Origin of the sequence: Bacillus sp. FJAT-22090 (assembly GCF_007676755.1) — a bacterium.
GTDB lineage: Bacteria > Bacillota > Bacilli > Bacillales_A > Planococcaceae > Psychrobacillus.
In genome coordinates this window covers 332,143-355,406 of sequence record NZ_VEBK01000002.1, presented here as the reverse complement: position 1 = coordinate 355,406, position 23,264 = coordinate 332,143, and the positions used below count along the sequence as shown (strand labels likewise).

Sequence of the window (23,264 nt, the reverse complement as noted above, 5' to 3'; positions counted from 1 at the left end):
TTTAGTGAAAATTGCAACTTCTCTCTTTACCTTCAAGTATAAAAGTGGAATATTATAACTATTGATAGGTTACTAGAGGAGGAGAAGAATGTTCACCTGTAATGTATTATTGTATAATAAAGAATATTGGTATCATTCAAAAGTGATTGTTTCGAAACACTTGATGAGGAATTGCCTATGAAAGTTTTAGACGTAGATTTATTTCAAGATGGGATACAGCGTAACATTGCTTTGTTAGGCAGGATAAGAAGTGAAATAGATACAATCTACCAGACAGTTTTAGGACTTGTTGATATGGAAGATCAATTGAAAGGAGCAGGGGGTAATGCCATTCGCTCCTTTTATAGGGAATGCCATGTACCATTTCTCCAATTTTTTCTTCTGTTTTCCGAAAACTTTCAACAAGTGCTGCAACAGATGGAGGCAGCACTTCACTCGTTCGAACCAGATTTAGCGGGCCATATACTGGAACAATTTCTAGAAGGCGAACTGGAACAAGGACTGACACTTATCAGTCAGCTAACAGCAAGTTTAACGGACGAGACAAACAGTATTATGGATCAAGTGAGTGATATTGTCAGCCTCCCGCACCTGGATGATAGTGGAGTGCAGGAGGGAGTCATTCAGTCTAAAAGAAAGCGTGATGACACGGTCACTGGCCTTCATGAATTTGACGCAACCCAGACGACCGCACTATATTCCATCGAACAAGATATGCAGGCGATGGACACATGGCTGGCGGATTTGGAAGGACTGTTCAAAGCGGGGACCAAGGACATTAACTTTGTACAAAGCCAATGGGATGTCCTTACGTTAAGAAGTGACATTAGAACGGAACTGTTCCCAAAAGTGTACTTAAACCCTAGTGACTTATGGGTAGAAAAACAGGAACAACTGATCGGTACGATGATTACCACAGCCACTTTTCAAAACCTTGAAGGGAAAAAAGTGTACACGGTCGAAGAAAACGTCGAAGAAAATGTAAAATACCATCAGTATGAAAATGGTTTACTCATTAAAGAATATATGGTAGGAGAAACAGTTTTCTATGAAGTTGTTTCTAAAGTGGAATATAAACAAGAGATTGTTCAAGCAGACATACCGAAGGGAAATAAAGGATTAGATATTTTTCAGACCGTGTTAGATGTGGCCGGTCTTATCCCAGGAGTTGGAGAAATAGCAGATGGTGTAAACGGGATTATTTATTCAGCTAGAGGAGATACAACGAATGCGGCACTCTCCTTTGGCGCTATGATTCCCTTTGCAGGATGGGTAAGTACAGGTGGGAAATTCGCCAAAAAAGGCAGCGATTTATATCAAGCAAGAAATGTCGTAAGCACGGAGAAGATGGCATCCATCTATACACCCATTTACCGAGACGTCGTGAACAGTCCACTTGGCAAAACTCAAAATCAGCTGGATATTTTATCTAACACTCGTTACCAATTAGGTACGCCAAATGCCCTTTCATTCAATATGCCACCAGCAAAAACAGAGATTCCTACGACGATCAAAAGTGGAGATGTGGATGTTTATGGTCCATATTATGATGAAGCCAAAAAATTATATGAAAATAATCCTGATTGGTATCCTAACCCTGATGAATCTACTATAGTAAAGGGAATGGAATTAAAGGAAACAAGAGCGGACTATCAAGCATTGGTTAGAAGAGGAGAGCTTGAAAAGGGACATCATAAACAAGGTTTAGCTTTTGGAGGAGAAAATGTAAATTATAATATAAAGAAAACAGGAGAATCAACTATTCGCCGTGAGCAACTTGATGATTTGAACTTGGATTTTTATCATGAGATGGGTTATGGTAAAAAGGAGGCAAAGGTATTAAAAATACATGAGAATGAAGATGGCGTTTTTATATTTGGTAATAATCCACAACATACCGAGGTTACTACTTTCCAAAATAAAGTTTTGAAATGGCAACGAGAAAATGGAAAAAGATAATTCAATGAATGAAAGTGGGGGTATTTATGAGTGGAACAGTAAATCTTATGAATAGTATATGGTTTGGAGAAAAATCAACTCTTTCCCAATCTGAAATCAAAGAAAACATTTTAAAAGCTGTTACAGAATCGGAAGTTTTATTTAACTTGATAGAATTATATAAAATGGGGGATTTTTCTCAAAAACCATTACTGATTCAATTAATGAATCAGACCAAAGATGAAGCTGCCTTAAATTTATGTATTAGAGTATTTTTAGATGTCGCAACACATGATGACTTAAGGGATTCAAGTAATCTTCGATTTCTTAGTAAGGGCACAGAAGAAACGGTAAACACTTTTGCTTCAGCAGCCATTACATCACTCTCGCTTCATATAGTCCCTTACTTATTAGCATTGCTAGAAGAGTGGGAAGATATTAGTGATACAGCTCTTATTATAAAAGATTCTATTGGTTTCTTCCTTAATTTTGAAGAGCAAATTGGAGAAGAGGCAACTGTGGATGATATTGGGGATTTTTATTATAAATATTGTGATGAAAATGACACCGAAAGTTATTACTATCAACAAAATTTAGCTTTTCCTGGGGACTTAGCAAAAAAAATAATGCAAAGAGTTATGATTGCTGCAAATAATGAAGAGCCATTAGGTATGGAATTAATTCCATCTTTATTATCAATTTGGACTGGTGAAAAAGTACCTGGAGAGTATAACACGATTATCAGTGGAGGTAACTATAAAAGTTTTATTGATTATATAAATGAACTTTCAACTCAACACTGGGAAAAGGGAAGAAAATATTTCTACGGACATAAGCTTTAGACATTAGATTGTGGTAAATGATAAACATACAAACTTAAAAAAAGTTCAGAGGATAAGTAATCATAGAATTGAATGAACTTAAAGCACTTGTCTACTATAAGTGACAAGTGCTTATTTGCATTTTTTGTCAGCCTACCCGACTTGGACAACTTCGAGAAGAAATAATGGGATGTCCTTACGTTAAGAAGTGATATTAGAACGGAACTGTTCCCAAAAGTGGACTTAAGCCCTAGTGACTTATGGGTAGAAAAACAGGAACAACTGATCGGTACGATGATTACCACAGCCACTTTTCAAAACCTTTAAGGGAAAAAAGTGTACACGGTCGAAGAAAACGTAAAATACCATCAGTATGAAAATGGTTTACTCATTAAAGAATATATGGTAGAAGAAACAGTTTTCTATGAAGTTGTTTCTAAAGTGGAATATAAACAAGAGATTGTTCAAGCAGACATACCGAAGGAAAATAAAGGATTAGATATTTTTCAGACCGTGTTAGATGTGGCCGGTCTTATCTCAGGAGTTGGAGAAGCTAGAGGAGATACAACGAATGCGTCCACAATGGCTTTTATTTTTATCCAAGTCCGGCTATGGGCTTAGTTCCTTTAGAAGATGTAACTTTTTTTGATGATGATGAGTGGGGGATAATCGAAGAGTTAGAGGAACCTTTACAAATTAATCTTGAAACTACGTTCGGATTCTTTAAAAGTGGTATGGGCGGCTATGTTGCAATAGACTACAACAACTGCCAAAATGATAATGCCGTTTTATGGTGGACGAATAAAGAGCCTAGATATAACATGGATTTTTGGGATTTGGTTGACAAGTGGATTGTCATTGGTTTTGAAGCTTAGTGAAAAGGACATCAAATAGTAGTTAAACACTCTTAGTTATGAAAATAAGAATGATGCTATTGGGAGATAGTAATGTTACAAGAAACAAGCCGTAAACATTTCAAATGGAACAAAGGCATATGTTTAATCATAATATTTGCAACGAAATACTTATAAATCTAATAATGAAGCACTTGATTGTCAAATAGACAACAAGTGTTTTTTTATCATTTTTTGCAACGTCTAAATCATAAATTTTTTACAATATATCGTTTGAGATTGAGGGTGAAGTTTTGCAAATCAAATAGCAATCAGAAGTTGATAAGGGATTCGGAAAGAACAGTTTATTTTTGGTTAAAAAGAAGGATGAAAAAGATTTCGACACAATTGATTTACACAATAATGGAGAAACAGATCATTTTAACAATGTTTTTGTTAAATAGTATCTGCATTATGAAAATCTTGGGAACAAACGCTCATATACACATAGGTGAGTTTTCAGTATAATTAGTTAAATTATACTTTTAAAGTAAAGAGGGAAAAAATATGTCTATTTCTCGCCGAACAAAGCGCAAGTCAAAGAAAAAGAAAAAAATTTTATATATATTACTCGTTCTATCCATGGTTCTATTGTCAGGTGTTGTCGTTTTTGCAACAAATCTTTCCCTTGAAGCAAAACGTGCTGCTTCTAAGATGTATGTGCCGTTAGAAGGGGATAAAGAAGAGTCGACGAACACGGATAGTATAACAGACGTGGATTCTCCGTTCACCATGTTATTAGCGGGCATTGAACGAAAGGAAGAAGAAAAATACGGACGTTCGGATATGCTTCTTATAGCAACGATTAACCCAAAAACTCAAAAAATATCGATGGTCAGTATTCCTAGGGACACAATAGTAGATATAGAGGAAATAGGAATGAAAGATAAAATAAATCATGCGTACTCTCATGGGGGTATGAAGTATACGATTAATACGTTAGAAAAATTATTAGAAATTCCAATAGATTATTATGTTTCGACAGATTTTCAAGGGTTTGAAAATATTGTGGATACAGTGGGTGGTGTCAACGTGGATGTACCGTTCACTGTCGATATCCAACTTGCAGATACGTTAAAATGGAAAACGTATACAAAAGGCCCAATGCTCTTACAAGGCAATGAAGCACTTGCATATGTTCGAATGAGAAAAAGAGACACAGAGGGAGATAGAGGACGCAATACTCGTCAAAAACAAGTAATACAAGATATTATAAATAAAGCGACAAGTTTGAACAATATAACCAAAATTGACGACATGATAAAAGACGTTGGAGAGAATGTTCAAACAAATATTCCCTCATCCAAGTACTTAGGATTCATGAAAATGTATCAAAAGATGAAAGCTAACCCAATTGAACAATTACAACTTGTTGGTGAAGATAAGAAGGTATATAGTGAGATAGAAAGGAAAGATATATGGTATTTCTTCCCTGACGAAGATTCTTTAAAAGAATTAAAAGATAGCTTAAAATTAAAACTAGATAAAAATGACTCTGAAATCTAGTATACGAACCCGATCACAAACTCGTTAAAATAAAATATTTCTAATTCAAAACGTAAGCTATTACCACTCACTGGTAATAGCTTACGTTTCTTATTTAAAAATAGGTATTTTTTTCAGTACAATACAAACTGGAATAGCTACGCAGATCCCTACAACATTTTGAACGATATTACCAGGGATAGAGGCCACAGGAATAATCCAGCTACTAAAAAGCACTCCCTCACAAATATAGTAACCACCTAACATAAAGGGGATCGAAACGATAGTTGCCAGCAAGTTAAATACAATGCTATTTCCTTTGCGACCGTTTGACCAGGCGATTTTTCCAACGATATAACCTTGCAAGCCGCGAGCTAAAAAGGTGAAAGGTGCCCACAAAGTCCAGCCAGATACTAGATCAAATAATGCCATCCCAATTGCACCAGCCATAGCGCCTTTTTTAGGACCAAATAATATAGAGGAAATAAACAGCATAGCTGTTCCCAAATGAACCAAACCACCATTCGCCGTGATTGGAAGTTTGATATTTAATAATATCGTGGCAACGAATACGAGCGCAATTAACATAGATGTAATAATTAGATCAAATGTGCGTACGTTTGAATAACTTGTTGTTTTTTGCATAGTCTGTAACCTTCCTTTTTCGAAATTACTGATAATATTAGCAAAGGATTGGTACTTTTAAAAGTGTCAATATTTAAAAAAACATAGTGGTCAGTTTGTGATGATGCCGAGCGTTTATCCTAAATGATTGGTTCTATCTTTGTTTTTAATTGATTACACTAAATGTAAGAAGTGTGAATGGAGTTGAAGTGGATTTGGCGAAAAAATACGGTATTACCGCTCTTTTATTATTTGGGGTATATGCATTAGTGATGTATGTATATATTTTTCATAGTAACAGCGGAGGGATACCAGAAACTTTGAAGGGTACTGTTGCGGATCCCCATGTTTTTATGTCCAAGCAAGAATTGTACCTTAGTGAGGAGTATTCCAAAATAAAGAATTTCCTCTTTTTTGTTGTAACGCCGTTCAAATGGTTAGTCTATGGTTTTATACTGATAACAGGACTTTCTCAAGCGTTTGAAAAATGGCTTCCTTTGCAAAATAAATGGGCGATCGTACAAAATGCTGTATATTTATTTTTGCTTTCACTTTTTATATTTATCGTATTCTTACCTATTGACTACTACGGTTATTCCTTAGGGAAGAATTATGGGATTAATACTCAGGTCTTCTCTTCTTGGATGCGAGATAATGTGATCGAATTTTGGGTGGATTTTGGAATGACAGTATTAATTGTCACCGTTCTTTATTGGCTTATTAGAAAAAGTCCTAAAAAATGGTGGTTATTTGCTTGGTTATTAATGATTCCTTATTCCATTTTCCTTATGTTCATTCAGCCAGTAGTAATCGACCCATTGTATAATGATTTTTACCCGTTAACGAATAAAGAATTAGAATCGAAGATACTATCGCTGGCGGAGCAAGCAAATATTCCTGCTGAGCATGTATATGAAGTGAATATGGCAGAAAAGACAAATGCGCTAAATGCCTATGTCACAGGGATTGGTAGCAATTCTAGAATTGTATTATGGGATACGACGTTAAATCGTTTATCTGAAAATGAAATTCTCTTCATTATGGCTCATGAAATGGGACATTACGTGGAGAAGCATATATATTTTGGAATAGCAGAATATATATTAAGTATGCTTTTAGGACTTTGGTTAACTGCGAAAATAATGCCTTGGATCATCACTCGTTTCGGACGAATATTAAAAATAAAACGAATAAATGCTATTCACTCATTACCATTGTTTTTTCTAATTACATCTGTTCTATTGTTTGCATCAAGCCCACTGTCCAATTACATTTCAAGATATCAAGAAACTAGGGCAGACCAGTATGCAATTGAGTTAGTCACGGATCCAAGTGCAGCCGTCAGCACATTTCAAGAACTTACTAGAGCAGGTTTAAGTGAAGTGAATCCTCCACTCCTTGTAAAATGGTTTCGCTATTCCCATCCGACTATGCTAGAAAGAATTAACAAAGTAGCCAATGAGATTGATACAAAAGAGAAATGAAGACAATAAAAGACTTGTCCTTTAAAAGGCAAGTCTTTTAACTTTCCAACTATACGAATTATCGTTTTTTCTTTTTGCCTAAATCATTTAATGCAGCCTGACTTTTATTCACTACTTTCTCAAACTCTACATAAACATGAAATATGTTCTCTTCAATTTCCAAAACGCTAGTAACTTTTCCTTTACGGCCTTTAATTTTTAAATCTTCATCGACGGTAGGAATTCTTCTTAACGCTTGAGTTAATACGATTGTTTTATTTTCAACAAAATGAACAGCAAACATTCTCTCATCCCCTTTATCTTTGCAAATATATTTCTAATAAATTAGAGTCTATTTATTTTATGTTAATCTTGAAAATTTAGAACTTTGGAAATCAGTAATAATGAGATATGCTACAGTCAACAATGATTTTAAAGTTGCGTAATCATATTAATGGCAAGCTGACTATTTGTGAGGAGGAGAAGTATGACTAAAAATGCTCTATTGATTATTGATGTTCAAAATGGAATGTTTCAGGAAGGAAATCTTGTGTACAAAGGGGAATCTTTACTACAAACTCTAACTGCTTTAATAGAAAAAGCTCGTTCTGCAAATACCCATGTTTTTTATATCCAGCATAATGCTCCTGTTGGAAAACTTTTAGAATCTGGCACAATGATGTGGGAAATCCATAACGCAATAACTCCAAAATCAACAGACGTAATTATTCAAAAAACAACACCAGATTCGTTTTTTAACACTATCTTAGAAGATGAGTTAAAAAAGCAAGGTGTTGATCATGTGTATCTAGCGGGAATTCAAACAGAGGCTTGTGTTGACACGACTTGTAGGCGAGCGTTTAGCATGGGATATAAGGTAACATTAATTTCAGATGCTCATAGTACGTGGGATGCTGAGGAAATAACCGCCCAACAGATCATTAATCATCATAATAATGTTTTAAGCTGGTTTGCCGACGTTTGTCCTACAAACCAATTAAATTTCAATAAGGGCTCTAGTCTTTAATAAAAGGGTGTGAACTCTATGAAGAGATTTAGACGAGAAAATTGCTCGGTGCAGTATTAATCTGATAGCAAATTGTACCGAAGTGAACAAGATCGCTATTAGATTTACTGCACCATTTCTCATTGTGATAAATGAAGAAAAGGAGCGGTCGATATGAATTTGATAGATTTGAAGAAAAAGAAAGTTTTAGTGGATGGGATTTTACTCACTTACAAGGACGCTGGCAGGAGTAGAAACTTCCTTGGGATTATAAAGAATGGGTAATGTATTATTTAAGCTCTGAATATAAGTTACTAGATCTGGGAACAGGAGGAAGAGAATTTTTATTAACCTTGGGGCATCTTCCTGACAAAATCTTTGTCCCAGAAGCATGGAAACCGAATGTAGAACTTTGCAAAGAAAAACTTGAGCCTCTAGGAATTTGTGTGAAACAAGTTGTAGATGATGACATAATACCATTTCCCGATAATACCTTCGACATGATTATCAATTGTCATGAGTGTATGATGTAAGTGAAGTGAGGCGGGTATTAAATAGAAATGGTTTGTTTATCACTCAACAAGTTGATGGTAAGAACAAGGAATCTCTTTCTAAAAAACTAATTCCTAATTTTCAACCATTCTATTCCGATTTACTGCTAGATAATGAAGTTGAAAAGTTAAGGGCTGGAGGGTTCACTATATAACTTGGAAATGAATATTATCCCTATTTACGCTTCTATGATGTAGGAGCATTGTGTTTTATGCAAAAATAATGAAGTGGGAATTTCCAGGATTTTTAGTTGTTAAATGTTTTGAGAGATTATGTGAATTGCAGAGGGAAGTTATGGATCAAAGATATATTGAAAGCTTTGAACATCGATTTATCATCATAGCACGAGAAACATAAACTGTGAGAATATAGACACCAAGTTAGGAGAAAGAAACTTGGTGTCTTTTTATTTTTGTAGCAGCCGTATTTTAGATGAAAGAACTTGTCTGCTAGCAATATGCAAGACAATATTATAGAAAATTAATCCCAAATAACTGGTCTTGGAATACCAGATGTTCTTAAGTAATCAAGTAGTTGGCCAGTATGGATAGATTCGTGGTAAGCAATTCTCAATAACATGTCACCTAAGTCTCTTATGTAACCTGAATCGGAACGGTCAATATTTATATTGATTAAATCTTCTTCAGTTAATGATCTAATTGTTTCTATGAATTGATTTCTATATGGTGCTGCAAATTCCAGTTCAGCATTAACTGTAGTGAAAGTCCGGCCCTCAAAAGGAGAATCAAATACTGGAAGACTGCCGTGATTTAGGATTGCAAGATGATAATAGTGCTCACTTTCTAGAACATGACGAATCATTTCGAGGCAAGTCATTGCTTCATCATCAGGTTTCCATTGTAGTTTCTCAACCGGAATAGATGTCCAAACCTTAATACTTCTTCTTCGTACTTCATTAAAATTTAAAAGAATTAAATCAATTGAGTTCAAAATTTTCCCCCCTGTATTCGTATAAATTAAATATACACGAATAAATGTTCGGTGAAAAGAGAATTTTTAGAATAATATTTTTATAGTAATTAAAGCAATTGAATGAAGAAAATATGACAATAATAGCTAGGTTTCTTTCATTAGTTATTTAATAAGCTACTTTAAACTTATTAACAAATAAATCGCAGTACCCCATATAAAAACGGCAGAGCATTTATTGAAAATAACCATCCATTTACCTGTTCCGTCGATTTTTTTCATCGTAGCCCCGGCAAACGTCAGCCCCAAAAACCAGCTCCAAGATACTGCAATACAAGCTATCGTAAATAACAATTGCTCTTTTCCTCCGTATTTTAAAGCACTAGTCCCAATCACTCCAATAGTATCTAAAATAGCATGGGGGTTTAACAAAGAAACAGACATCGCAAAGACGATTTGTTTTTTCACCGTTAAACTTTTCCCTGTTACCATTGTTGCAGGCTTTGACTTCCAAATTGAATATCCCATATACAGTAGAAAAAGGATGCCCATAATTAGGAGAGCTAATCGTAAGCCTTCTAATTGTAAAACTATGATTGATAAGCCTAAAACAGCCAGCAGTATCAAGATTGTGTCACAAATGGCTGCGGTGATTGTTGCGGGAAATGCCTTCAAAACGCTTGGCTGGGTAGCTCCCTGAGAAAAAATAAAAATGTTTTGTACTCCTAATGGTAGGATGAGGCCAAATGCTAATAAAATCCCGTGTAATATAGCTTCCACTTTCAAAACTCCCTTCCATTCCTACTCTACCTATTCTACAATTAAAAGAAAACAACCAATTGGATGGTTTACTGACCAACCAGTTATATATCGTTTAAAAGCTAAAGCCCTTAAGGAATGTCAGAGATATAGGAAAAATACTTCTAAAGAATATTTAAGGAGGGGTCTATCTTGCAATGGAAACCTGATCGTCATTCACATTTATCTCTTCATATTCAAATCGTTGAATGGATAACGATGCTTATAAGTCGTGGTGAATGGACGGTTGGAACAAAACTTCCGCCACAACGCAAACTGGCTGAGCTGTTAGGGGTCAATCGAAGTACGTTAGTAGATGTTCTCGATGAATTAAAAGCAGACGGACTGCTTGAAACGAAAAAAGGTGCTGGTACTTTTGTATCGAATAATTCATGGAATGTTCTTTTGAATAAATCACAGCCAAATTGGCATAATCATATTCAGGCTAGTATCCATAAACCCAATTACCATACAATCCAGCTAATTAATGAATATGAACAAGATACAACCATAATTAGACTAGGTACTGGGGAGCTTTCACCAGATTTACTACCTACTAAATTGTTAGAGCATTCGCTTCACTCTATTTCACTAAATGCTCGAGATATTGGTTATTCCGAACCAAAAGGGAGTAAAAAACTACGTGAAATTCTAAGTGGATATTTAAAAAAACGAGGGATACATACTTCTCCTGAAAATATTCTGCTCGTTTCAGGGGCATTACAAGCTTTACAATTGATATCCGTTGGTTTACTAGAACAGCAATCGATTATTTTTCAAGAGCATCCATCTTACTTAAATTTGGTTCATCCGTTTCAATCTGCCGGTATGCAAATGGTTTCCGTTCAGCGAAACAAGCAGTTATCGGAAACATTGAAAACAGCGAAAAGAAAAAAACAATCGCTTTTTTATACTATACCGACTCTTCATAATCCTACTGGGAGCAATATGACAATAGCTGAACGTAAAGAATTACTGCAAGTATGTACAGAATTACAAATACCAATTGTAGAAGATGACGTTTATCACGAAACTTTGTTTGAAGATTCACTACCCACCATGAAATCCATGGATCAAGCTGGGCAAGTTTTGTATTTGGGAAGTGTCTCGAAAACACTGAGCCCTGGTCTAAGGATTGGCTGGGTGGTAGGACCTGAACCAGTCATAAATAGACTAGCGGACATTAAAATGCAAACCGATTATGGGTCGAGTGCTTTCTCACAAGAAATTGTAGCATACTGGATGTCTAAAGGATTGTATGAACAGCATATTGTAGAATTGCGACAACAGTTAAAAAAGCGTGCCATGTTCGTAGAGGCAATTCTAAAAAAAGATTTTAGTCAAGTAGCCACATGGGAAACTTCAAAGGGTGGTTTTTATATTTGGCTTCGTTTCAATGAACCACTTGTGAATAAAGCATTATTTTTAAACCTCATAAAGCAAAATGTACTCATCAACCCTGGCTACATATACGATCCGAACGATTTACATCATATCAGGCTTTCGTATGCGTATGAACCGTACAAGCAATTAGAAGAAGGATTAGGAATTTTATTAAATTATATAAGTTTCACTTAAATCGACGCTTTTACATGAATTTTAATACTCCTAGTGTTATACTGTATTTTATAGAAGAATAATCCTTCGGGGTCGGGTGAAATTCCCAATCGACGGTGATGAAGAAATTCTAAGCCCGTGAGCCTTTTTAAGGCAGGATTTGGTGTAACTCCAAAGCCGACAGTATAGTCTGGATGGGAGAAGGATGATAGTAAGGCTTATTTCCTTATGGAGAAAAACAACCTCCAGCGGGTTTATTTGTCGATGCTTATAATTTAACTTTCCTAACGACCCCTTAGAGACAAATCTATGGGGTTTTATTGTTGCAATAAAACCTATTTAAATTTCATAATTGCTATCCTTCGGGGTCGGGTGAAATTCCCAATCGACGGTGATGAAGAAATTCTAAGCCCGTGAGCCTTTTTAAGGCAGGATTTGGTGCAACTCCAAAGCCGACAGTATAGTCTGGATGGGAGAAGGATGTGCGAGTAGGTTTATTTACCTATAGGGAATATTATATTTCCCCTAGGTTTATTTGCTGATGGTTATAACATGAATTTCCTAAGTCCCCGTAGAGATTGTTCTATGGGTTTTTTTTGTTAGTAAAACCGTTCAATACTCCATATTTGAAGAGAGGTGTAATAATGTTCACAGGTATTGTGGAAGACTTGGGTAAAGTAAAATCGATAAACAGCGGCTCAAGAAGTATGCAGTTAACATTGGAATCCCCCAAAATTGTCGAAGACATTCATTTAGGGGACAGTATAGCAGTAAACGGCGTATGTTTAACGGTTATTTCGTTTTCGAATAATCATTTTACTGTAGATGTTATGCCAGAAACCATTAAGTCGACTAACATTCAAGCTTTGCAAATAGGGAATTACGTTAACTTGGAACGTGCAATGCCGGCAAACGGTCGGTTTGGAGGCCATTTTGTTTCCGGACATGTAGACGGAACTGGGACAATTTTAAGGAAAAGAAAAGTAGAAAATGCAGTATATGTTGATATTGGTATCAGTGAAGAACTAAGTAAATACTGTATGCTAAAAGGATCAGTTGCTATCGATGGCATTAGTTTAACTATTTTCGATATCACGTCAAAGCAGCTAACGGTTTCTCTAATTCCGCTTACATTCAGTGATACCATCTTAGGTATTAAAAAAGAGCAGGATATAGTGAATATCGAGAACGATTTGCTTGGAAAATATGTAATCAATCAGTTGGAGCGTAAGAAAGAAAATGCTCCGATTACGTTGGATTTCTTAAAAAAGAATGGATTTTAAGTGAAAAAATAATAGAAAAGGCGGTGTAATGTACATGTTTCATTCGATTGAAGAAGCAATAGATGCATTGAAAACAGGAGAAATCATTATCGTAGTCGATGATGAAAATCGTGAAAATGAAGGAGATTTTTTAGTACTTGCAGATTATGCAACACCTGAAAATATAAACTTCATGGCCACATATGGCCGAGGATTGATTTGCACGCCAATAACACAAAAGTTGGCTGATTGTCTTGATCTACAACCCATGGTTCAACATAATACGGATAATCATCAAACGGCTTTTACGATTAGTATCGATTATAAATCGACTGAAACAGGAATCAGTGCATTTGAGCGTTCAGAAACGATTTTACAGCTACTAAATGAAGAATCAGTTAGTTCTGACTTTCGTCGTCCAGGACATGTGTTTCCACTCATAGCAAAGGGAAAAGGAGTATTGGAAAGACCAGGTCATACTGAAGCGGCAGTGGATTTCGCAAAGCTTTGTGGTGCTCAACCAGCTGGAGTCATTTGTGAGATTATGAGCAAAGATGGTTCAATGGCAAGAGTTCCAGAATTACATAATATTGCTGAGACTCATAATCTAAAGTTTGTGACGATTGAAGCATTAGTGAAATACCGTCAGAAACAAGAACAACTTAGTAAGACAACTATTTAATAAAAACTATTAATGAGGAGAGATATAAATGGGAAAAGTATTTGAAGCACAACTTATCGGAACGGATTTAAAAATTGGAGTAGTAGTAGGGAGGTTTAATGAGTTTATAAATGGTAAATTATTAGACGGTGCATTGGATGGTTTAAAACGTCACGGGGTAGCGGAAGAAAATGTGGACATTGCATGGGTGCCTGGAGCATTTGAAGTGCCGTTTATTGCGAAAAAAATGGCAGAAACCAAAAAATATGATGCGATTATTGGTTTAGGAACTGTCATTCGTGGCTCAACAACTCACTACGACTATGTATGTAACGAAACCGCCAAAGGGATTGCTAGCGTTGGTCTAACAACGGGAGTTCCGGTCATGTTCGGTATTGTCACAACAGAGTCAATTGAACAAGCAATAGAGCGTGCAGGTACGAAATCAGGAAACAAAGGTTATGATGCGGCAGTATCTGCAATTGAAATGGCTAATTTGAATCGCTTGTTTTAAAGTGAAACAAGAATGATTAGGCAGACTGAAACTAGTCTGTCTTTTTATTTGTTATTATAATCGTATATATTTACATAAAGATCTTATAAAGCTAGAAAATGGGGACTACTTTGAGAAAGAAAAAACTTTTGTCTTTTGTAACAATTAGAGTTTTAAGAAGTCTTATCAATTAGAAATTTTATAGGAGGAGAAAATTAGATGGACAATACGCAGAAATTTAATGATAAAGCTAGTATTTATGCAAAAGCGAGACCAGGATATGCAAGTGAATTAGTCAGTCTTCTATCGGAAATTGGTTTAGGAAAAGATGCAGTTGTTGCAGATATTGGTTCAGGCACAGGAATCTTTTCGAAAATTCTACTTGAAAATGAATGCACTGTGTACGGAGTAGAACCAAATAAAGATATGCGTAGGGAATCTGAAAAGAATTTGGCTCTATTCTCAAACTTTCAAGCTGTGAATGGCACAGCCGAAAATACAATGCTCTCTGAAAAGAGTGTCGACTTTATCACAGTTGCACAAGCATTCCACTGGTTTGATACGGAGAAATTTAAGTTGGAGTGCTCGCGTATTATTAAAGATAAAGGAAAGGTTATGTTGATATGGAATTCTCGTTTAATGGAAAGCCCTTTAGTAAAAGAGAATGAACAAATCTTCCAAAGGTTTTGTCCGGAATTCAATGGCTTTAGTGGTGGAATTGGATATATGGATGAAAGCATTCAGAAGTTATACAACCACTTTGATGTATTCCACTTTCCAAATAATTTACCATTCGATAAATCAAAGTTTATAGATAGAAATCTATCTGCGTCCTATTCACTAAATGAGAACGACGAGGAATATGAGCTCTATCTAACAGAGCTGAATAATTTGTTTGATCGGTATGCTATTGACGGTATGCTTAATGTTCCGAATGAAACAATCATATATGTCGGAGAAATCTAAGGATTAAACCCCTTAGATTTCCTTGTAAATAAATAAGCAGGATGTAATCTATTGTAAATGCTTCTATCGTTCACATGACCTTTGATAGAAATATCCAAAATTTCTCTTTTCATTCCTTTTCACTATGTTATGATAATTCTATCATGATTTTCAGACAGCAGGGGGATTATTTGTGAAAGGATTTTCAAAATGGGTGCTTCAATTGGTTGTAGCCTTTATTGGTATTTTGCTTATAAGTGGACTACCAATATTGATCACTGGTTTGCAACAAGGGGAGTTTTGGTGGCAAGAATATGGAGAGCATTTGTTAGTTTTCTTTCCACTTACAGATTTTTTTGAACAGTATAATGGTCAGCATATTGGGGAGTATATAAGCTATTCTTTAGAGATATTATTCCTTGCGCTAATCATTGCTATTGTTTTAGCACTTTTTTTTACAATTATTACGATGCTCTTTAAAGAACGTACAAGGCAGCGAATTAAAACGATCTTTTTCTTTCTGGAATCATTACCCGATATTTTAGTCATTTTACTTGTCCAGCTGACGGTTATTATCATCCATAAAAATACCGGCATTTTCGTGTCAAAAATTGCAGTAACCGGTGGAGAAAAGATTTATATGCTACCTGTTTTTTGTTTGATGATCTTGCCGATGGTTCAACTCTATCGTTTAAGCATGTTGACTTTTGAAGCTGAAGAACGAAAAATGTATGTAGAGCTTGCAAAATCTCTTGGTTTTAAGAAATTAATTATTTTACTAGTACATATTTTTAGAAATGCAATTATAAGCATCTTTTTTCAATCAAAAAAGACGATGTGGTTCATGCTCTCGAACTTATTCATCTTAGAACGAATGTTCAATATGCCTGGTATTATGTTTCACTTAAGCGAAAACTTATCGGGAGACTTATTTTTAATAGCTATTTGTAGTTTTTTCTTTCCTGTTTTCTTGATGTATAGCATTGGGGAGTGGTACTTCTTACGACGCTTGAATCGAGGAGGTGCATTCTAGTGAAAGCCGTTTGGAAACAGCCTTATTTTGTTTTTGGATTTATCGTAATTGCCTTCTTCTTAGTAGGAAGTTTTGTGTTTGAATGGATTTTTGGACCAGATCCGAAACAGACATTTTTTGTCTACGAAAATGGAAGATTAGTAGAAGCTGCTCCACTTTCACCAAGTTGGATGCATCCACTTGGAACAGACCAGTATGGCTATGATATGCTCGCGAAAATCATGCTAGGTGCAAAATACACGATTATCGCTGCGATGGGCGTGGCTGCTGTTCGTATGCTTGTTGCAGTCCCCCTTGGATTTGCAATAGGGGTATACTGGAAAAAGAAGCGTTCACTGATCAATAGTTTTATTGATCCACTTCATTACGTACCTATGACTATCTTTTCCTTTCTTATGTTGTACCCCATTTTATGGCAGCCGATGGAAGGTTTCACTACAACTGTATGGGAACGTATTGTGATTCAAATAGTATTAATGGCGATTATTACAGTGCCAATTGTTGCTTCTTTAATAGGAAATGAAGCGAATTTACTGTATCACCAAGAGTACGTCCTAGCGTCCAAAACGCTTGGTGCTAGCAGACGTAGAATTATTATTCGACATCTGTTCCCAATGATGAGAGAGAAATTATTTGTTTTATATGGCCAGCAAGTGGTGGAATCATTAGTGGTATTCACTCATTTAGGATTGCTTCAATTATTTATCGGGGGAACGAAAGTCAGCTATGATCCCATGTTTGGAGATCCGCCGAAATCGATTGCCTATGAATGGGCAGGACTCTTCGGATCATCTTTTCGTTATTTACAAGGGGTTCCTTGGCTTCCACTCGCTCCCGCAATTTGCTTTGCACTTGTAATTTTAGCTGTTGCTGCAATGATTGAGGGTTACACAAGAGCGGTCAGTGGCCAAGTGAAAATTCCGAAGCGCAAAAAAGTCGCATTTGTACCAGATAAAACGATTGAGTGGAATAGACAACAGATGCAAGAAAAATTGATAATGCTTCGTGAAGCAGAAGAGAAACTGTAGGTGGAATAATTGCCTGCAGTTTTTATTGTAGATTTTGTAAAATATTCTTCAGTTATTTCATACGCAAAGCATATTATAGTAGTACCGTGTATATATTTTTGATTATTGAAACTTACTGTTCGATAAGTACGTATACATATTAACTAGAATTTTTAGAAAAGTATGTCGATTGGGAGTGGTAGTCATTCATAAGTTTAATCAAATATCATTACCCTTAGTTGTTTATTTTTCTTTCGTAAGTATGCTTTTAATTTTTACAATGATTACCGACTTCAATTTAACTGGTTATCATTATGACTTAGATGAAGAAACGATGTCTTTGACAATTGAAAGGGGAGTTCTAAAAAAAGAAATAAATGATGTGCAAGCTAAATCAGTTCAAGCGATACAGTTACTATTACCAATTAATAAAGCGCATTACTTGTGGAAACTCGACATACATCTACTCTCCATATTTCTAGCGGTCTTAACTTTCTTATTTTACAACCCTCATAAACCGATTAAAAACTTGAAATTATGTATGGCATTCTTTTGTTTGTTCTTCACCACTTTTATTATTTGGAATATTATTGTCCGCAGGGAAATAATGGAAAAAATCTCGGATGTTCTAAATAGTTTATAAATTGGCAATAATCTCTAGGTACGATCAAGTTTTCAATTTGATGCAACCTAGTGATTAATCAACATTGATTCTTCTCTAATTTTTCATTCGTACTAAAGAAGTTTAAAAAAATGCAGAGTAAATAGAATTATTTTATTAATTATTATTATAAGCAGTTTAGAAATATTTCATATTTATTTTAGAAAGTTTTAATATTTGTGTGCTATAGTTCTTTTAATATCTTAGGAAAAGATCTTCTTTATTTTAATAATGTGTTGAAAATAACTTCCATATGAAAGAATTGGGAATGATCTGGTAAAGTTTTAAAACAGAGTGAGTGAAAAAAATGTCAATTAAAATGAGATTTCTATTGTCTTATGTTGGAGTGCTCCTTTTTTCTATCACTTTATTATTGGCAGCTGGTTTTTTAATTGTTTTTGCCATTACAGGTGATGCAAAATCTATCGAACATCTTTACACAAAAACGTATGTTCAAAAGCCTTTGACAACAGTAGAAGAAAGTGTTTTTCTCGATTTAAAGCTCCTTGCTAAAAAAAATCCTACGCAGCTTCTTAATGAAAAAGAGCTCAAGATGATTGAACAAGAGGAAATCGAGATTGTTGTTAGAAAAGGCTCAAAAGTCGAGTATGCTTCTCCTGCTCTTGACAAACAAGCATTGGTTAAATCCCTTCCAGGGTTTGAAGAAACAAATATCAATTCGCGCGATACGATTAAAATAAACAACTACTTTTTTACGTATGTGAAGTTTGATTTTTATTTTTTAGATAAAAGTAAAGGAAGTATTTTCGTATTAAGAAAAGCAAGTTCATCTGCAGAGATCATTCGAGAGTTATTTCCAATTTTAACGGGACTTTTACTATTTTTATTTATTATGATTGTTGGTATATTGAACTATTTAGTTTCACGTAGCATTATTATGCCTATCTCCATTCTTAAAGAAGGCGCAGAAAGAATAAAATCTGGGGATTTGAATTTTGAAATCAAGGCAAGTTCGAATGATGAAATCGGACAATTAAATCGGGCATTTGAGGAAATGAGAATTAAATTAAAAGAATCAGTCAGTCTTCAGATTCAGTATGAAGAAAATAGAAAAGAGCTGCTGTCTAATATTTCACATGATTTAAAGACACCTATTACTTCTATTATTGGATATGTAGAGGGGATTAAAGATGGTGTAGCAAATACTCCGCAGAAAATGGAAAAGTATTTAACGACTGTGTACTCAAAAGCAAAAGATATGGATGCATTAATTGATGAACTGTTCTTGTTCTCTAAGCTTGATTTAAAAAAAGAGCCTTTCCATTTTGAAACTGTCGAACTAGACAAGTATATGCGAGACTACGTAGAAGAACTTTATTTAGATTTACTTCAGCAAGGTATTCATGTAGAGGTACACCTTTTAAATAAGCCAATCTACGTGACAGCAGATCGGGAGAAATTAAAACGGGTTTTGGCAAACTTAATGAGCAATTGCGTGAAATATATGAACAAAGACAAAAAGTATATTTCTATTACTGTTCAGGAACAATTATATGATGTAGTTGTACAAGTAACAGATAATGGACAAGGGATAGAACTTTCAGCTTTACCACATATTTTTGATCGCTTTTATCGTGCAGAACAGTCGAGAAACTCTCAAACAGGAGGAAGCGGTTTAGGACTAGCAATCGCAAAGAAAATTGTTGGAGAACATGGCGGGGAAATCTGGGTTACTAGTGAGTTAGGTAAAGGCACGAGTATTTTCTTTTCCTTAAAGAAAGGGGAAAAAACGTGAAACAAATATTACTTATTGAAGATGATATTAGCATAGCAGAATTGCAAAGGGATTACTTGGAAATAAATAACTTTCACGTTGATATTCAACATACTGGTGATGCAGGACTTCAAATGGCTCTCAAGGAGCATTTTGATTTAATTATTTTAGATATCATGCTTCCAGAAGTAAATGGGTTTGAGATATGTAAACAAATACGTTCCGTTAAAAATATTCCTATCTTGTTTGTATCAGCTAAAAAAGAAGATATTGATAAAATTCGGGGTCTCGGATTAGGAGCAGATGATTATATTACCAAGCCTTTTAGTCCAAGTGAGCTAGTAGCTAGGGTAAAAGCTCATTTAGAGCGTTATGAACGCTTAGCAGGCAATCAAACGCATAAAAATACTATTTTCGTTCATGGAATTTCAATAGATAAGTCAGCTCGTAAAGTTTATATAGACGCAAAAGAAATTCCATTTACAACAAAAGAATTTGATTTGTTAGTATTTCTAGTGATGCATCCAAACCAAGTATTGAGCAAAGAACAGCTATATGAAAAGATTTGGGGGATGGAGTCAGCAGCTGATGTTTCAACGGTCACCGTTCATATTAGGAAAATTCGTGGGAAAATTGAACGAGACCCTGCTCAGCCTAAATTCTTGGAAACCGTTTGGGGAGCCGGATACCGATTCAACGTTTAATACAATATTGTGTTTTCGAACCGTCACAAAGGTGACGGTTCTTTTTTAGATAGGAAAGTTTATAAAAATGTATGGAGAATAGTTCAATACTCTTAAAAGTGAGTAATACTACTGATTTCCGTTCCGGACGGAGCGATGAACCACCACCGCCCCTTCAGGTCGTCTGTGATGTTTCACCTGTCTCTCTAACCCTGCTAGAGTCGCCATCTGTAACGAAAAACAAGAATGAGTAGTACTTCATTAGATGATTGGCAAAGCATAGTGTTTAGATAATAAGGTTTTCCTTATTATTAGCGTTAATTTCATCTGGACGTTTTTCATGTAGTCCTGCTTTATTTAGCTGATCCTGTTTTCCATTACCCGTTTTGTAAAGGTTGATTGGAGCAAAGGGTGGTGCCTCCAGTGGAACAGCACGAGCTGAAAGCCCCGCAGGAACGAAGTGAAGAGGAGATAGAAGCCGTGCCCACGAAAAAGCGTCCACCCGGAGCGGAAATCAACGGTATATCTGTGTTGAGTTTGTAAAGAACGGAGCGTCTTTTTGCCTGGTTTTTCTTATAAACATGAAGAACTTTTAAGATAAAGTTTATATTTTTTTAAGAAATTATTTAGAGGGAGTTTATAATTGACGACTAACATAAGAGAAGTAGTAACTAAGTTCATTGAGTAGATTTGAGTCATTTCATTTACAGTTTGTTGCAAAAAAATAATATGCGATAGGCAGGTGAATTTAATGCGTGGGTGGCTATCCATTATGATTGGTGTCATTATCCTCCTTCAAGGATGTGTCTCAAATAATGACTCAGAACCAAATAGACAGGGAAAGGAGGGAGAAGTAAAAATGAATGAACAATTAATTCAAGCCGCAAAACATAAGGAAACGGAAAGAATAAAGACATTAATCGAAGAAGGCGTAGATATAAATACAAAGGACTCAGAAGGACGAACTGCTGTTATGATTGCAACTTATAATAATGATGTCGAAACCGCTAAAGTTTTAATTAAGGCAGGTGCTGACGTTAGTATTCAAGATAACATGCAAAACAATCCTTTCTTATATGCAGGAGCAGAAGGATACGTTGAAATTCTTAAGCTTACGATTGAAGCAGATGCCGATCCGGCTATTACTAACCGATATGGAGGAACTGCACTGATTCCTGCTTCAGAACATGGATTTATAGATATCATCAAGGAACTACTCACCGAGACCGATATTGATGTAAATCATGTAAATAATCTCGGTTGGACTGCATTAATGGAAGCAATTGTGTTAAATAATGGGGATGAAAGACAACAACAAACCATTCAATTGTTAATCGATCATGGAGCGGATGTGAACATTCCAGATAGAAATAATGTAACTCCTTTACAACATGCAAGAGAAAAGGGGTTTAAAGAGATTGTGAAAATATTAACAGAAGCAGGGGCAAAATAACAAGGTTCATTAAAACGATGAAATAGGAGATAACAGTATGAATAAAAAAACAAAGATATTAATACCTTTATTAGGATTGACACTTGCATTAACAGCGTGTAACTCAAATACGTCAGACAACGCAGGCAAACAAACGAAAGAAACAAAAACAGAACAAACACAAGCGAATAAATCACAAGACTCAAATAAAGAAAAGCAATCCGAGAACCAACTGACTAGAGGCCAAGAGATAGCAAACATTCTTAGTAGTACAAATTGGCAAGGAACTAAAGTATATGACAAAGATAAGAATGACTTAACAAAGGAAAATGCAAACTTCATTGGACTTGCGAAATATGATGTAAAAACAGGAAGATACGAATTTTTTGATGCACAAACGGGTGAAAGTCGTGACGATAAAGGTACTTTCTTTATCACTAATGATGGGGAGAAGAGAATATTAATTTCAGAATCGAAAAATTACCAAGCTGTTGTTGATATTACAGAGCTAAATGAAGATATTTTTACTTATAAAAGAATGGGAAAAGATGCTATTGGTAATGACGTAGAGGTATTCGTTGAACATATTCCTTATAAAGAAAAGGAGATTTCCTTTACTGATCCGGCCAAAGATTTGAACGCTACCACAGGAGACATTGTTAAAGATGTTGATGGAGATAAAATTTTAGGAAGTACCCTATGGAACGGAACAAAGGTGTTAGATGAATACGGCAGTGATGTAACAGAGTATAATTCAATGTTTATAAGTCTGGCAAAATTTGATGACAAAACAAATAAATATGAATTTTTCAATATTGAAACAGGTGAAAGCCGCGGTGATTATGGCTACTTTGATATCGTACATGAAAATAAAGTAAGAGCCCATGTCTCACTTGGAGAAAATAAGTATGGTGCTGCTCTTGAACTTACCGAACTTAATAAGAATAAATTTACGTATAAAAGAACTGGAAAGGACAAAGATGGCAAGGATATAACTGTATTCGTTGAGCATGAACCTTATAAAGGAGATTTCAATCCAAAATTTACGCAAACACAAAATGTTAAATAAGATTAGTTTCAAAAAGGGAATGGTGAAGTCCATTCTCTTTTTTGCGTCGTGTTTAGCTATATAAGTATCTCTCTTCTACAAGCGAGGATAAGTATTTTTTGTAAAGACAGCGTAATAATATAAATGACAATTGTGTTTGATGAAAAGAGTTAACTGCTTATAACAAAAACCTGCGATAAAAATTTTTTCTAATTTAATAAAAAATTATTGTAAAAC

The 23,264-nt window shown here is 35.2% G+C and carries 22 protein-coding genes, 2 pseudogenes and 2 riboswitches; of the genes and pseudogenes, 20 read left to right on the top strand and 4 right to left on the bottom strand.

What is annotated here, in order from left to right:
- Window positions 1-177: 177 nt before the first annotated feature.
- From FS486_RS04565 to FS486_RS04545, 5 genes and pseudogenes are all read left to right on the top strand, one after another.
- On the top strand, window positions 178-1,959 hold the full coding sequence (locus tag FS486_RS04565) for a T7SS effector LXG polymorphic toxin (RefSeq protein ID WP_144510127.1): 1,782 nt from the start codon (window positions 178-180) through the stop codon (window positions 1,957-1,959).
- Between the two features lie 26 nt (window positions 1,960-1,985).
- Window positions 1,986-2,780: an Imm47 family immunity protein gene (gene imm47, locus FS486_RS04560; RefSeq protein WP_186321357.1), complete on the top strand. Its 795-nt coding sequence runs from the start codon at window positions 1,986-1,988 to the stop codon at window positions 2,778-2,780.
- A gap of 315 nt (window positions 2,781-3,095) precedes the next feature.
- A complete protein-coding gene (locus tag FS486_RS04555; protein WP_144510125.1) occupies window positions 3,096-3,380 on the top strand; it encodes a hypothetical protein in 285 nt (94 codons plus the stop codon).
- Window positions 3,332-3,634, top strand: a pseudogene (locus FS486_RS04550) (SMI1/KNR4 family protein); the annotation flags it as partial. The gene FS486_RS04555 and the pseudogene FS486_RS04550, both read left to right, overlap by 49 nt.
- 525 nt (window positions 3,635-4,159) lie before the next feature.
- Window positions 4,160-5,158 (top strand): LCP family protein, encoded by a 999-nt coding sequence (locus FS486_RS04545; RefSeq protein ID WP_144510124.1) that lies wholly within the window; start codon window positions 4,160-4,162, stop codon window positions 5,156-5,158.
- A gap of 90 nt (window positions 5,159-5,248) precedes the next feature.
- On the opposite strand, the gene FS486_RS04540 is transcribed toward FS486_RS04545, so the two are convergent.
- Window positions 5,249-5,782: an ECF transporter S component gene (locus FS486_RS04540; RefSeq protein WP_144510123.1), complete on the bottom strand. Its 534-nt coding sequence runs from the start codon at window positions 5,780-5,782 to the stop codon at window positions 5,249-5,251.
- A 194-nt stretch (window positions 5,783-5,976) separates the two neighbouring features.
- Between FS486_RS04540 and FS486_RS04535 the strand changes: the two genes are divergently transcribed.
- Window positions 5,977-7,245 (top strand): M48 family metallopeptidase, encoded by a 1,269-nt coding sequence (locus tag FS486_RS04535; RefSeq protein WP_144510122.1) that lies wholly within the window; start codon window positions 5,977-5,979, stop codon window positions 7,243-7,245.
- Between the two features lie 58 nt (window positions 7,246-7,303).
- Here the strand turns inward: FS486_RS04535 and FS486_RS04530 are convergent, their stop codons facing one another.
- A complete protein-coding gene (locus FS486_RS04530) occupies window positions 7,304-7,528 on the bottom strand; it encodes a hypothetical protein (protein ID WP_144510121.1) in 225 nt (74 codons plus the stop codon).
- A 183-nt stretch (window positions 7,529-7,711) separates the two neighbouring features.
- On the opposite strand from FS486_RS04530, the gene FS486_RS04525 reads away from it, so the two are divergent.
- Both FS486_RS04525 and FS486_RS20280 read left to right on the top strand, forming a co-directional pair.
- Window positions 7,712-8,251 (top strand): cysteine hydrolase family protein, encoded by a 540-nt coding sequence (locus tag FS486_RS04525; RefSeq protein WP_144510120.1) that lies wholly within the window; start codon window positions 7,712-7,714, stop codon window positions 8,249-8,251.
- A 263-nt stretch (window positions 8,252-8,514) separates the two neighbouring features.
- A complete protein-coding gene (locus tag FS486_RS20280; RefSeq protein WP_222122577.1) occupies window positions 8,515-8,763 on the top strand; it encodes a class I SAM-dependent methyltransferase in 249 nt (82 codons plus the stop codon).
- A gap of 499 nt (window positions 8,764-9,262) precedes the next feature.
- Here FS486_RS20280 and FS486_RS04515 read toward each other — a convergent pair whose 3' ends face one another.
- Entirely contained in the window at window positions 9,263-9,733 is a 471-nt protein-coding gene (locus tag FS486_RS04515; protein WP_144510119.1) for a DinB family protein, read from the bottom strand.
- Between the two features lie 156 nt (window positions 9,734-9,889).
- Window positions 9,890-10,492 carry a LysE/ArgO family amino acid transporter gene (locus FS486_RS04510; protein ID WP_144510118.1) on the bottom strand — a complete coding sequence of 201 codons (603 nt, stop codon included), beginning with the start codon at window positions 10,490-10,492 and terminating at the stop codon, window positions 9,890-9,892.
- A gap of 171 nt (window positions 10,493-10,663) precedes the next feature.
- On the opposite strand from FS486_RS04510, the gene FS486_RS04505 reads away from it, so the two are divergent.
- From FS486_RS04505 to FS486_RS04450, 12 genes and pseudogenes are all read left to right on the top strand, one after another.
- Window positions 10,664-12,088 carry an aminotransferase-like domain-containing protein gene (locus FS486_RS04505; RefSeq protein ID WP_144510117.1) on the top strand — a complete coding sequence of 475 codons (1,425 nt, stop codon included), beginning with the start codon at window positions 10,664-10,666 and terminating at the stop codon, window positions 12,086-12,088.
- A 58-nt stretch (window positions 12,089-12,146) separates the two neighbouring features.
- Window positions 12,147-12,277, top strand: a riboswitch (FMN riboswitch).
- A gap of 144 nt (window positions 12,278-12,421) precedes the next feature.
- Window positions 12,422-12,552, top strand: a riboswitch (FMN riboswitch).
- Window positions 12,553-12,711: 159 nt separating this feature from the next.
- Window positions 12,712-13,350, top strand: coding sequence for a riboflavin synthase (ribE, locus tag FS486_RS04500; RefSeq protein WP_144510116.1), 639 nt, complete (start codon window positions 12,712-12,714; stop codon window positions 13,348-13,350).
- 34 nt (window positions 13,351-13,384) lie between these two features.
- Window positions 13,385-13,975: pseudogene (gene ribB / locus FS486_RS04495) on the top strand (3,4-dihydroxy-2-butanone-4-phosphate synthase); the annotation flags it as partial.
- Window positions 13,976-14,039: 64 nt separating this feature from the next.
- Complete coding sequence (gene ribH / locus FS486_RS04490; RefSeq protein WP_144510115.1) at window positions 14,040-14,504, top strand: 6,7-dimethyl-8-ribityllumazine synthase; 465 nt, start codon at window positions 14,040-14,042, stop codon at window positions 14,502-14,504.
- A 198-nt stretch (window positions 14,505-14,702) separates the two neighbouring features.
- Entirely contained in the window at window positions 14,703-15,449 is a 747-nt protein-coding gene (locus tag FS486_RS04485) for a class I SAM-dependent methyltransferase (RefSeq protein WP_144510114.1), read from the top strand.
- Window positions 15,450-15,621: 172 nt separating this feature from the next.
- The gene (locus FS486_RS04480) at window positions 15,622-16,461 is read left to right on the top strand and encodes an ABC transporter permease subunit (RefSeq protein ID WP_144510113.1); all 840 of its coding nucleotides are present in this window, start codon (window positions 15,622-15,624) and stop codon (window positions 16,459-16,461) included.
- On the top strand, window positions 16,461-17,489 hold the full coding sequence (locus tag FS486_RS04475) for an ABC transporter permease (protein WP_144510112.1): 1,029 nt from the start codon (window positions 16,461-16,463) through the stop codon (window positions 17,487-17,489). The genes FS486_RS04480 and FS486_RS04475 overlap by 1 nt, the downstream gene beginning before the upstream one ends.
- Before the next feature lie 169 nt (window positions 17,490-17,658).
- Complete coding sequence (locus FS486_RS04470; protein ID WP_144510111.1) at window positions 17,659-18,111, top strand: hypothetical protein; 453 nt, start codon at window positions 17,659-17,661, stop codon at window positions 18,109-18,111.
- Window positions 18,112-18,436: 325 nt separating this feature from the next.
- Entirely contained in the window at window positions 18,437-19,885 is a 1,449-nt protein-coding gene (locus tag FS486_RS04465) for a sensor histidine kinase (RefSeq protein ID WP_144510110.1), read from the top strand.
- Window positions 19,882-20,568 (top strand): response regulator transcription factor, encoded by a 687-nt coding sequence (locus tag FS486_RS04460; protein WP_144510109.1) that lies wholly within the window; start codon window positions 19,882-19,884, stop codon window positions 20,566-20,568. Before FS486_RS04465 ends, FS486_RS04460 begins: the two co-directional genes overlap by 4 nt.
- 730 nt (window positions 20,569-21,298) lie before the next feature.
- Window positions 21,299-22,000, top strand: coding sequence for an ankyrin repeat domain-containing protein (locus FS486_RS04455; RefSeq protein WP_186321356.1), 702 nt, complete (start codon window positions 21,299-21,301; stop codon window positions 21,998-22,000).
- 37 nt (window positions 22,001-22,037) lie between these two features.
- Window positions 22,038-23,048 carry a DUF4822 domain-containing protein gene (locus FS486_RS04450; protein ID WP_144510107.1) on the top strand — a complete coding sequence of 337 codons (1,011 nt, stop codon included), beginning with the start codon at window positions 22,038-22,040 and terminating at the stop codon, window positions 23,046-23,048.
- The last annotated feature ends 216 nt before the right edge of the window (window positions 23,049-23,264 follow it).

Coding starts and splice junctions, on each gene's coding strand:
- FS486_RS04565 (WP_144510127.1), top strand. CDS start 178: ATGAAAGTTTTAGACGTAGATTTATTTCAAGATGGGATACAGCGTAAC.
- imm47 (WP_186321357.1), top strand. CDS start 1,986: ATGAGTGGAACAGTAAATCTTATGAATAGTATATGGTTTGGAGAAAAA.
- FS486_RS04545 (WP_144510124.1), top strand. CDS start 4,160: ATGTCTATTTCTCGCCGAACAAAGCGCAAGTCAAAGAAAAAGAAAAAA.
- FS486_RS04540 (WP_144510123.1), bottom strand. CDS start 5,782: ATGCAAAAAACAACAAGTTATTCAAACGTACGCACATTTGATCTAATT.
- FS486_RS04530 (WP_144510121.1), bottom strand. CDS start 7,528: ATGTTTGCTGTTCATTTTGTTGAAAATAAAACAATCGTATTAACTCAA.
- FS486_RS04525 (WP_144510120.1), top strand. CDS start 7,712: ATGACTAAAAATGCTCTATTGATTATTGATGTTCAAAATGGAATGTTT.
- FS486_RS20280 (WP_222122577.1), top strand. CDS start 8,515: ATGTATTATTTAAGCTCTGAATATAAGTTACTAGATCTGGGAACAGGA.
- ribE (WP_144510116.1), top strand. CDS start 12,712: ATGTTCACAGGTATTGTGGAAGACTTGGGTAAAGTAAAATCGATAAAC.
- ribH (WP_144510115.1), top strand. CDS start 14,040: ATGGGAAAAGTATTTGAAGCACAACTTATCGGAACGGATTTAAAAATT.
- FS486_RS04485 (WP_144510114.1), top strand. CDS start 14,703: ATGGACAATACGCAGAAATTTAATGATAAAGCTAGTATTTATGCAAAA.
- FS486_RS04465 (WP_144510110.1), top strand. CDS start 18,437: ATGTCAATTAAAATGAGATTTCTATTGTCTTATGTTGGAGTGCTCCTT.
- FS486_RS04455 (WP_186321356.1), top strand. CDS start 21,299: ATGCGTGGGTGGCTATCCATTATGATTGGTGTCATTATCCTCCTTCAA.
- FS486_RS04450 (WP_144510107.1), top strand. CDS start 22,038: ATGAATAAAAAAACAAAGATATTAATACCTTTATTAGGATTGACACTT.